Here is a 10,931-nt window from a genome sequence, read left to right on the forward strand (position 1 = left end):
CCTCGGTCACCAGCCGTCGGCGTCGGACCCCGGGCAGCCCTACGCTGGAGGGCCGGACGAGGTCGCCAACGAGGGTGGCCGGACCGAGTGGAGGACGGCATGACCCAGCCTGCAGCGAAGAACCGCTCCGTGATCGTCGGCGGCGCCCGCACCCCGATGGGCCGGCTGCTCGGCTCGCTCAAGGACTTCTCCGCCGCCGACCTCGGGGGCGTCGCCATCAAGGGCGCCCTGGAGAAGGCAGGCATCAGCGGCGACCAGGTCGAGTACGTGATCATGGGCCAGGTCATCCAGGCCGGCGCCGGCCAGAACCCGGCCCGCCCGGCCGCGGTCGCCGGCGGCATCCCGATGTCGGTGCCCTCGTTCACGCTGAACAAGGTCTGCCTGTCCGGGCTGGACGCCATCGCGCTGGCCGACCAGCTCATCCGCGCCGGTGAGTTCGAGGTCGTCGTCGCCGGGGGCATGGAGTCGATGACCCAGGCCCCGCACCTGCTGGCCAACAGCCGCTCGGGCACCAAGTTCGGTGACACCGCGCTGGTGGACTCGATGAGCCACGACGGGCTCTCCGACACCTTCGACCAGGTCGCCATGGGCGTGCTCACCGAGCAGCACAACGCGCAGTACTCCCTCACCCGCGAGGAGCAGGACGCCTTCGGCGCCGCCAGCCACCAGCGCGCCGCGGCCGCGCACGAGAACGGCCTGTTCGACGACGAGATCGTCACCGTCTCCATCCCGCAGCGCAAGGGCGACCCGATCGAGTTCCGCGAGGACGAGGGCATCCGCCCCGACACCACCACCGAGTCCCTCGGCCGCCTGAAGCCCGCGTTCGCGAAGGACGGCACGATCACCGCCGGCACTGCCTCGCAGATCTCCGACGGCGCCGCCGCCGTCGTGGTGATGAGCGCCGCCAAGGCCGCCGAGCTGGGCCTGACCGTGCTGGCCGAGATCGGCGCGCACGGTGTCGTCGCCGGTCCGGACGCCTCGCTGCAGCAGCAGCCCTCCCGGGCGATCGCCAAGGCCTGCGAGCGCGAGGGCATCAGCCCCACCGACCTGGACCTGGTCGAGATCAACGAGGCCTTCGCCGCGGTCGGCATCGTGTCCACCCGCGAGCTCGGCCTGGACCCCGAGCGCGTCAACGTCAACGGCGGGGCCATCGCACTGGGCCACCCGGTCGGCATGAGCGGCGCCCGGATCGCCCTGCACCTGGCCCTGGAGCTCAAGCGCCGCGGTGGCGGCGTCGGCGCCGCCGCGCTGTGCGGTGGCGGCGGCCAGGGCGACGCGCTGGTCCTGCACGTCCCCGCCTGACAGTGGGACGCCGCACCCCGGACGTCGGCGCACTCGTCGCCGGCGCCCGGGACGGCGACCCCCGCTCGGTCGCCCGGCTGATCAGCCTGGTCGAGGACGAGAGCCCGGTCCTCCGCGAGGTGGCCGCAGCGCTGGCCCCGCACACCGGCGGCGCCCGGGTGCTGGGCATCACCGGCCCGCCCGGCGTCGGCAAGTCGACCACCACCACGGCTGTCGTCCGGGGGCTGCGTGCCCGGGACCTGCGGGTCGGGGTCCTCGCCGTCGACCCGTCCTCGCCGTTCTCCGGTGGGGCGCTGCTGGGCGACCGGGTGCGGATGGGCGACCACGCCGGCGACCCCGGGGTCTTCATCCGCTCGATGGCCTCCCGCGGGCACCTGGGCGGGCTGTCCTGGGCCACCCCGCAGGCGCTGCGGGTGCTCGACGCGGCCGGCTGCGACGTCGTCGTCGTCGAGACCGTGGGGGTGGGGCAGTCGGAGCTGGAGGTCGCCTCGCTGGCCGACACCACCCTGGTGCTCGTCGCCCCCGGCATGGGTGACGGCGTGCAGGCGGCCAAGGCCGGCATCCTCGAGGTCGCCGACGTCCTCGTGGTCAACAAGGCCGACCGGGACGGCGCGGACCGCACCGCCCGCGAGCTGCGCTCCATGCTCACCATGGCCCCGGATGCCGGCTGGCGGCCCCCGGTCGTGCGCACCGTGGCCTCCCGGGACGCCGACAACGGGGTGGACGACCTGCTCGCCGCGGTCGAGGACCACCGCGCCTGGCTCACCACCTCCGGGGAGGGCGAGCGCCGGCGACGGCTGCGGGCCGCCCGCGAGGTGGAGGCCATCGCCGTCGGCGAGCTGCGCCGGCGGATGGGCGACGTCGGCGGCGCCGAGGCGCTGGACGCCCTGGCCGGCCGGGTGCTGGTCGGCGAGCTGGACCCCTACGCCGCGGCCGACGAGCTCGTCGGGCGGCTCTGACCCCCGCCGGGGGAGGATGGGCAGGTGACCACCAAGCCGGACGCCGTCGTCGTCGGAGCCGGCCCGAACGGCCTGGCCGCTGCCCTGCGCCTGTCGGCCGCGGGCCTGCGCGTGCAGGTCGTCGAGCGCGGTGACCGCCCCGGTGGCGGGATGCGGACCGAGGAGGTCACCCTCCCCGGGTTCGCACACGACATCTGCTCCGCGGTGCACCCGATGGGCGTCGCCTCCCCGTTCTTCCGGGAGTTCGACTGGGAGTCCCGGGGCGTGCGCATGCTGCACCCCGAGGTCGCCTACGCCCACCCCCTCGACGGCGGGGACGCCGCCGTCGCGTACCGCTCGCTGGAGCAGACCGCCGCCGGCCTGGGTGCCGACGGGGACGCCTACCGGGCGCTGTTCAGCCAGCTCGTCGAGCACGGCGACGACGTCATCGACTTCTTCCTGTCCTCCGCCTTCCGCCGGCTGCCCACCCGCAGCATCCCGGCGATCACCCGGTTCGCCCTCAACGCGCTGCCCAACGTGCGGTGGCTGGCGCACAAGGCCTTCGAGGGGGAGAAGGCCCGCGCGCTCATCGGCGGCGCCGCCGCACACGGGATGCTCGACCTGACCCGCCCGCTCACCGCCGGGCTGGGGATGGTGCTGTCGATGCTGGCCCACCACCGCGGCTGGCCGCTGCCCGAGGGCGGCACCCAGACGATGGCCGACGCCATGGTCACCGCGCTGGAGCAGCAGGGCGGCTCGGTCGAACTCGGCCACGAGGTCACCGACCTGCGCGAGTTCGACGGCGTCCCGGCCGTGCTGCTGGACACCTCGCCGGGTGCGTTCGTGGCGATGGCCGGGGACCGGATGCACCCCGGGTACGCGCGCTGGGTGAACCGCTACAAGCACGGCCCCGGCGTCTTCAAGGTGGACTGGGCGCTGTCGGACCCGGTGCCCTGGACCAACCCCGACGTCCGCCGGGCCGGCACCGTGCACGTCGCCGGCACGCTGGCCGAGACGATCGCCGGGGAGGCCGCCCCCGCCGCCGGTCGGCTGACCGACCGCCCCTACGTGCTCGCCGTCCAGCCCACCGTGGTCGACCCCACCCGGGCGCCCGAGGGCAGGCACGTGTTCTGGGCCTACGTGCACGTGCCGCACGGCTCCGACGTCGACATGACCGCCGAGATCGAGACCCAGGTCGAGCGCTTCGCCCCCGGCTTCAAGGACACGATCCTGGCCCGGGCGACCATGACCGCCCCGCAGATGCAGCAGTGGAACCCCAACGACGTGGGCGGCGACATCTCCAACGGCGAGGCCTCGCTCCGCCAGATGCTCGCCCGCCCGGTGCCGCGCTGGAACACCTACTCGACCCCGCTGGACGGCGTCTTCCTCGCCTCCGCCGCCACCCCGCCGGGTCCCGCGGTGCACGGCATGTGCGGTGACAACGCCGCCAAGGTGGCGCTGCGGAAGGTCTTCGGCGTCCGCACCCCGCCCCCGCTCCGCCCCGCACCCCCCGCCTGACCCGCGGCCCCGCTCTGTGTCACATCGAGCGGCGTCGCCCCGCCCCGGGGCTGCTCGATGTGACATCGAGGGGTGTCGCCCCGGCTCGGGGCTGCTCGATAAGACATCGAGGGGTGTGTCTGCGGCTCGGGGCTGCTCGATGGCCCCGTGTGACGGCTGCGTGGGTCAGCGGGCCAGCTCGGCGCGAACGCGGCCGACGACGGACGCCGGGTCCCTCAGGTCCTCGGCGGTCACGAAGACCACCCGCCAGCCGGCAGCGGTGAGCCGGTTCAACCGGGCCCGGTCGCGGGCGAACTGCGCGGTCCCTCCGTGCCACCGGCCGTCGTACTCGACGGCGACCCGGTGAGCCGGCCAGCCGAGGTCCACCCGGGCCACCTCCCGCCCCTCGTGCAGCACCCGGAACTGCGGGATCGGCGCGGGGAGCCCGGCGCGCTGGAGCAGCAGGCGCACGACGGTCTCCTGGGGTGACTCGGCCAGCCCGTCGGCGAGTCGCACCACGGCCTCGCGACGGCGTGCGCCGCGGCTGGGGTCGGCGCGGGCGGCGGCGAGCACCTCCGCCGGACCCACCGGCACGGCGAGCAGGAACCGGTCCACCAGGGCAACCGCCTCCTCGACCGGGCGCGCGCGGGCCAGGTCCAAGGCGGTGCGCACCAAGGACGTGACGGCGACGCCGGACCGGAGCACCGTCTCCTCGACAGCGATCCGCTCGCGTCGGACGCGCACCCCGTCCACGCGCCCGGAGGTGCACCCGGGCGGCAGGACCAGCTCGACGTCGTCCGTCAGCCCGGCGAGGGGGACGCCCCACAGGACGGCAGCGCTGCGACCGGCGACGACGGCGCCGGGCAGAAGCAGCTGCGCTGCCGCGACGGCCCGCACCCGGTGGTCGACGACGACGTCGGGTCCGGCGCGCACGTCGCGGAACAGCCGGACGAAGGCCCTCGACCGCAGGTGCGTGGTGGTCAGTTGCCCCCGGCGCACGGCGTGCGAGCCGCGGAACACGACCCCGCGCAGTTCGGGCGGACAGCTCGGGGTGGGTGCCACCTGGGGAGCCTGCCTGCACACGGCCCGGCCGTGTGCGCCGTCGTCCACAGGCCGAGGCCCGCAGACAGGAGCCGGAACCCCTCGATGTCACATCCAGGGGCTCGAACGCCTGAAGACCCCCCTCGATGTCACATCAGGGGGATGGACCCGCTGGACTCCGCTCGATGTCACATCAGGGGGGACGGCCCTGCCCGGACCCTGCTCGATGTCACATCGAGCAGGGTCAGGGCGGACCGTCAGGCGACGCGGGAGGCGCCGGCGAATCCGGGCATGTCCACGCTGCTGACGACGACGCCGGTGCTGGAGTTCAGTGCGTTGACCATCTGGCCGTCGCCGACGTAGATGCCGACGTGGCTGACCGGGGAGTAGAAGAAGACCAGGTCACCGGGGACGAGGTCGGCGCGGGAGACCGGGGTGCCGACCTGGGACTGGGCACTGCTGGTCCGCGGCAGTGCGACCCCGGCGGCGGCGTAGGCGGCGGTGGTGAGGCCGGAGCAGTCGTAGGCGTCCGGGCCGTTGCCGCCGTAGGCGTAGCCCTTGCCGACCTGGGTCATCGCGGCGTCGACGGCGGCTTGCGCGGTGGGCGACTGGCCGGCGGCAGCGGTCGCGGCGACCGGGGCCGCGGTCTGGGCGCTCGCGGTGCCGGGCAGCACGCCGACCGACAGCGTGGCCGCGGCGGCGCCGGTCACGAGGACCCGGGCCAGCCGGGACCGCAGCGGGCTGCGGTGGTCCCGGGGGTGGTCGTCGCTGGTGTGGTGCTGGTCGAGCTCGGTGGGGTGGGTGGTCGCCATGGGTGGCACTCGCTCCTCTCGCGTCGTCCGCCGGGACACCACGCGCCGGGCGCACACCGGACGGCGGGCGGGGGGCCAGTGGCGGAGCGGGTCGGGTGCTCACGGGCACCTCGCGACCCTCGGCCTGGCCCCGGGCTGGGGCGGCACTCCGGCGGTGCCGGGTCGGGGCCGTCCGGTGGCGACGACGACCTCCCGATCGGCCCGACGACCGTAGGCAGCCCCCCGGGGGACCCCGCAACCCCACGGGCGGCCGGGGGAGCGGGGAGCGCGGCGTCCGGGCAGGTCACCCCCGGAGCTGCCTGCGGAGGTGATCCGGGGCACAGCAGCGGCCTCCCCGTGGCGAGCGTCGGCGCCCCGGCCGGTGGGATGATCGTCCTCATGCAGCCGAACCGCCCCGCTCGACCCGGACCCACCGACCCCCGCGCCGCCGCGCAGCAGGCGCAGATGGCCGCGTCGCTGGCCGGTGCTGTCGACCTGGCCGCGGTGAAGGCCCGCTCGGACGCCGCCGCGCGGGCCGCCGCCGCGCCGCCGCCCAGCGCCGATGCCCCCGTGGGTGCCGCCGGCAGTGCCGTGATCGACGTCGACGAGGCCACCTTCCAGACCGAGGTCATCGACCGCTCCTTCCAGGTGCCGGTCGTGCTGGACCTGTGGGCAGAGTGGTGTGGGCCGTGCAAGCAGCTGTCCCCGGTGCTGGAGAAGCTGGCGCTGGAGGGCGGCGGTGCCTGGGTGCTCGCCAAGGTCGACGTCGATGCCAACCCCAACCTGTCCCAGGGGCTGCGCGTGCAGGGCATCCCGGCGGTCAAGGCCGTCTGGCAGGGCCAGCTGGTCGCCGAGTTCACCGGGGCCATCCCCGAGGAGCAGGCCCGCCAGTTCATCACCGAGCTGGTCGGCGCGACCACCGGTGGTGGCGTGCCCGGCGCTGCCGAGGGCGAGGAGGGCGAGGAGCCCGAGGACCCGCGCCTGGACGCCGCCGACGACGCCCTGAACCGCGGCGACCTGCCTGCCGCCGAGGCCGCCTACCAGGCGATCCTGGACGCGGAGCCCACGCACCCGGTCGCCGGCCTGGCGCTCAAGCAGGTGCAGCTGTTCCGCCGCGCGGAGGAAGCCGGCCCGAACGCGTTGGCCGCCGCCGACGCCGCCCCCGACGACGTCGCCGCCCAGACCCGGGCCGCGGACTTCCTGCTGGGCACCGGCGACGTCGACGCCGCGTTCGCCCGGCTGCTGGACGTCGTGCGGCGCACCGCCGGCGAGGACCGGGACGTCGCCCGCGTGCACCTGGTCGAGCTGTTCAGCGTCGTCGGTGACGAGGACCCCCGGGTGGGGGCCGCCCGCCGGCAGCTGTCGGCCGCCCTGTTCTGACCCGCTCGCGGTCGGACCCGCCGGCGGCCTCGGCTCAGCTGAGGCCGCAGGCGGTCAGCCCCTGCAGGTAGCCGGTGCGGAACACGTCGACGAGCTGGAAGCCGGACAGGCCGACGTCGGGGAACACGTCGGGGTCCGAGCCGTAGCTGAGCAGGAACTGGACCGCCTCGTCGAAGTCGCCCGGGGAGATGGTGATGCTGGGGACCTCCTCGTTCAGCACGGCGCCGGAGAACGCCCCGGCCTGGCAGGTCGCCGACCGGATGGCGTCCTCGTCGTCGGTGGACAGGCCCAGCTGCTCCCGGGCGGCCAGGCCGTAGGGGATCGCCACCGCGGTGAGCACGGCGAAGTCGCCGATGTCGGAGTAGGCGGGGTCGGCCAGGTCGGTGACGTCGTAGCCGACCGTGTCGTCGGCGGGGCAGTAGTAGACGTCGGCCTCGGGGGAGACGCCCTCGCAGTCGGGGGCGGTGCCCTCGAAGGCCTCGATGGTCGGTGCGGTGAAGTCCGTGCCCAGGTCGTCGGGGAAGGAGTCGGTGTAGTACTCGGGCAGCGCCGTCTCGATCAGCCCGGTGACCGCCTCGGGGGAGGCGTTGCCGCCGGATGCGGCCTCGGTGCTGTCGGTGAACTCGGCCTGGGTGAACCGCCGGTCGGCCTCGTAGTTGTCCCGGCAGGCGGTGGCGCCGCCGTCGTAGCCCTCCTGCACGGCCGAGACCCGGTCGAAGTAGGACCCGTGGGCCTGCGTGTTGTCCGCGGCCGTGCCGACCGGGTCGCGCAGCAGCTGGTACCCGCGCAGCAGGTCGTCCAGGTCGGTGGCCCGGATCGTCTCGTGCGAGGAGTTGCCGTCGGCGACCCAGCGCGTCCAGGCACCGGCGAAGCAGTCGGCCTGGGTCTCCACGTTGATGGAGGTGTCGTCGGCCGGGTAGCCCACCCGCCCCTGCACCGCGTGACCGAACTCGTGCGCCATCACCAGGGCGGGCAGGAAGGCACCGAACTCGTCGGCGAGCTCCTGCAGGAAGGTCCGGTCGTAGCTGACCGAGTCGTCGTTGGTGCCGCTGGCGCCGGGTGGGCAGTAGAAGGCGTTGCCCTCCACCTCGGAGGGGTCGGCGCCGCAGCCGATCACGCCCTCGGGGTACAGCGACTCGTCGACGTCGTTCGGGTCGACGGAGTAGTAGCCACCGGTCAGCGACGGGAAGTCCTCGCCGTAGACGTCGGGGAACTGTGCCTTCCAGTACGCGTCGAGGTCGGCGAGGGCGTTGCGCATGGTGACGTCGACCTCGGTCTCGGCCGCGCCGGTGATCGGGAAGTCCCCGGGTGCCACGTCGCTGATGGCGGGCCCCGCGGGGGAGGCCTGGCCGGGCACCAGCGTCGAGGAGCAGCCGGTGAGCAGCACGCTCAGGGACAGGGCGCCGGCAGCGACAGCCACCAGGCGGGACGTCGACGTCATGGGCTCCCGTTCTCCGCGCGCCGACCGGGGGACCGGCCGACGCCACCATCATGGCCGACCTGCTGCGGCTCCGCGACGAGGCGAGTCCGTGCGCCACCCGGCTGGGGTGGACGCACAGCGCCCGCCGTCCCGGGTGGGACGGCGGGCGTTGGGTGCGGTCGCCCGGTGGGGCGGCTCAGCTCTCGTGCAGGAACCAGACGGTGCCCAGCGGCGGGGCGCTGAGGGTGGCGGAGAACGGCTGCCCGTGCCACGGCTCGGCGACGGCGTCGACGCCACCCAGGTTGCCCACCCCGGAGCCGCCGTAGGCCTCGGCGTCGGTGTTGAGCACCTCACGCCAGCGGCCACCGCGCGGCAGGCCGATCCGGTAGCCCTCGTGCGGGGTGCCGGCGAAGTTGGCGACGCAGGCCAGTGCCTGGCCGCCGCTGCCGTAACGCAGGAAGCTCAGCACGTTGCTGGTCGCGTCGTTGGCGTCGATCCACTGGAACCCGGCCGGGTCGACGTCCTGGCTCCACAGCGCCTCGGTCTCCTTGTACCGGGCGTTGAGGTCGGCGACCAGGGAGAGCACGCCGCGGTGCGCCGGGTCGTCCAGGTGCCACCAGTCCAGCGAGCGGGAGTCGGCCCACTCGCCGTCCTGGGCGAACTCCTGGCCCATGAAGAGCAGCTGCTTGCCCGGGTGGGCCCACATGTAGGCCAGGTAGGCGCGCACGTTGGCCAGCTGCTGCCAGCGGTCACCGGGCATCTTGCGCAGCAGCGAGCCCTTGCCGTACACGACCTCGTCGTGGCTGATCGGCAGCACGTAGTTCTCGCTGTAGGCGTAGACCAGGGAGAACGTCAGCTGGTTGTGGTGGTAGACGCGGTGCACCGGCTGCTTCTCGACGTAGCCGAGCGAGTCGTGCATCCAGCCCATGTTCCACTTGAAGCCGAAGCCCAGGCCGCCCAGGTAGGTGGGCCGGGTGACGCCCGGCCACGCGGTCGACTCCTCCGCGATCGTCATGACCCCGGGCACCTCGCGGTAGACCGTCGCGTTCATCTCCTGCAGGAACGCCACCGCCTCCAGGTTCTCCCGGCCGCCGTGCACGTTGGGCGTCCACTGGCCCTCCTCGCGGGAGTAGTCCAGGTAGAGCATCGAGGCGACGGCGTCGACCCGGATGCCGTCGACGTGGAACTCCTTGAGCCAGTACAGGGCGTTGGCGACCAGGAAGTTGCGGACCTCGGAGCGGCCGAAGTCGAAGACGTAGGTGCCCCAGTCCATCTGCTCGCCGCGCTGGGGGTCACCGTGCTCGTAGAGCGCGGTCCCGTCGAAGCGGCCCAGCGACCACTCGTCCTTGGGGAAGTGCGCCGGCACCCAGTCGATGATGATGCCCAGGCCCGCCTGGTGGGCCTTGTCGACCAGGTAACGGAAGTCGTCGGGGACGCCGAAGCGGGAGGACGGGGCGTAGTAGCCGCTGACCTGGTAGCCCCAGGACCCGCCGAAGGGGTGCTCGGCGACCGGCATGAACTCCAGGTGGGTGAACCCGGCGTACGTGGCGTACTCGACCAGCTCGTCGGCCAGCTGACGGTAGGACAGCCCCTGCTTCCAGGACCCGACGTGCACCTCGTAGGCGCTGACCGGGCGGGCGTGCCAGTTGCCCTCCGCGCGGTCGGCCAGCCAGGCGTCGTCGTCCCAGGTGTAGGTGGACTCGGTGACCACCGAGGCGTTCAGCGGCGGCACCTCGGTGGCGAAGGCCATCGGGTCCGACTTCTCCCGCCAGACGCCGTCGGCGCCCAGCACGTGGAAGCGGTAGCGCTGGCCGACCTCGACACCGGGGACGAAGACCTCCCAGACGCCGGAGGAGCCCAGCGAGCGCATCGGCAGGGCGCGGGCCTGCCACCAGTCGAAGTCGCCGGTGACCTTCACGCCGCGGGCGTTGGGCGCCCAGACGGCGAAGGAGGCGCCGGTGACGGTGCCACCGGGGGTCTCGTAGGAGCGCGGGTGGGCACCGAGGACCTCCCAGAGCCGCTCGTGCCGGCCCTCGCGGATCAGGTGCTGGTCCACCTCGCCCAGTGTGGGCAGCCACCGGTAGGGGTCGTCGGCGAGCACGGTGTTCGTGCCGCCCTCGCCGTCGCTGTAGACGACCTCGACCCGGTAGTCCCCGGGCTGCTGGGGGAGGGCGGCCTCGTAGACGCCGCCGCCGTGCAGCTGGGAGGCCTCGTGCCGGCTGCCGTCCTGGTCCACCACGGTCACCGACACGGCGTCCGGGCGCAGCGTGCGGACCACCCAGCCCGAGCCGGCCTGGTGGGCGCCGAGGACGGCGTGCGGGTCGTGCGACCAGCCCTCGACGACGGCGCGGACGGCCTCGCCGTCGACCGGCTCCGGGCCGGCCGGGCTCTCGGTGACGGGGGCCAGCTCGACCGGCGGGGCCTCCTGCGGGGCGTCGTAGACGCTGGGCCCCGGCGTGGCGGCCGGCGTGCCGATCACCGCGGCGTGCCGGCCCGGTGCTTCCGCGGCCGACGCCTGGTCACCGGGGGGCGCCGCGTCGGGGGCGGGGGAGCCCTCGGCGG

Annotated in this window: 8 protein-coding genes; 4 read left to right on the forward strand and 4 right to left on the reverse strand. The window is 74.4% G+C overall.

Features of this window, described 5'->3' with window-relative positions; genetic code table 11:
• Positions 1-99 precede the first annotated feature (99 nt).
• The 3 genes from AC0IVP_RS06335 to AC0IVP_RS06345 are packed head-to-tail and all read left to right on the forward strand — an operon-like array spanning position 100 to position 3,758.
• Entirely contained in the window at positions 100-1,302 is a 1,203-nt protein-coding gene (locus tag AC0IVP_RS06335; RefSeq protein ID WP_471755315.1) for an acetyl-CoA C-acetyltransferase, read from the forward strand.
• A gap of 2 nt (positions 1,303-1,304) precedes the next feature.
• Positions 1,305-2,261 carry a methylmalonyl Co-A mutase-associated GTPase MeaB gene (gene meaB, locus AC0IVP_RS06340; RefSeq protein ID WP_471755317.1) on the forward strand — a complete coding sequence of 319 codons (957 nt, stop codon included), beginning with the start codon at positions 1,305-1,307 and terminating at the stop codon, positions 2,259-2,261.
• 24 nt (positions 2,262-2,285) lie between these two features.
• Positions 2,286-3,758 (forward strand): phytoene desaturase family protein, encoded by a 1,473-nt coding sequence (locus AC0IVP_RS06345; RefSeq protein WP_471755319.1) that lies wholly within the window; start codon positions 2,286-2,288, stop codon positions 3,756-3,758.
• Between the two features lie 165 nt (positions 3,759-3,923).
• Here the strand turns inward: AC0IVP_RS06345 and AC0IVP_RS06350 are convergent, their stop codons facing one another.
• Both AC0IVP_RS06350 and AC0IVP_RS06355 read right to left on the reverse strand, forming a co-directional pair.
• Positions 3,924-4,799 (reverse strand): hypothetical protein, encoded by an 876-nt coding sequence (locus tag AC0IVP_RS06350; protein ID WP_471755321.1) that lies wholly within the window; start codon positions 4,797-4,799, stop codon positions 3,924-3,926.
• A 236-nt stretch (positions 4,800-5,035) separates the two neighbouring features.
• On the reverse strand, positions 5,036-5,590 hold the full coding sequence (locus tag AC0IVP_RS06355; protein WP_471755323.1) for a C40 family peptidase: 555 nt from the start codon (positions 5,588-5,590) through the stop codon (positions 5,036-5,038).
• Positions 5,591-5,926: 336 nt separating this feature from the next.
• Between AC0IVP_RS06355 and AC0IVP_RS06360 the strand changes: the two genes are divergently transcribed.
• The gene (locus AC0IVP_RS06360) at positions 5,927-6,949 is read left to right on the forward strand and encodes a tetratricopeptide repeat protein (RefSeq protein ID WP_471755325.1); all 1,023 of its coding nucleotides are present in this window, start codon (positions 5,927-5,929) and stop codon (positions 6,947-6,949) included.
• A 34-nt stretch (positions 6,950-6,983) separates the two neighbouring features.
• On the opposite strand, the gene AC0IVP_RS06365 is transcribed toward AC0IVP_RS06360, so the two are convergent.
• Positions 6,984-8,390 carry a neutral zinc metallopeptidase gene (locus AC0IVP_RS06365; RefSeq protein WP_471755327.1) on the reverse strand — a complete coding sequence of 469 codons (1,407 nt, stop codon included), beginning with the start codon at positions 8,388-8,390 and terminating at the stop codon, positions 6,984-6,986.
• A 175-nt stretch (positions 8,391-8,565) separates the two neighbouring features.
• On the reverse strand, positions 8,566-10,931 hold a 2,366-nt coding region (gene glgB / locus AC0IVP_RS06370; protein WP_471755329.1), incomplete at its 5' end, for a 1,4-alpha-glucan branching protein GlgB.

This window comes from Klenkia sp. AC732, assembly GCF_979256525.1.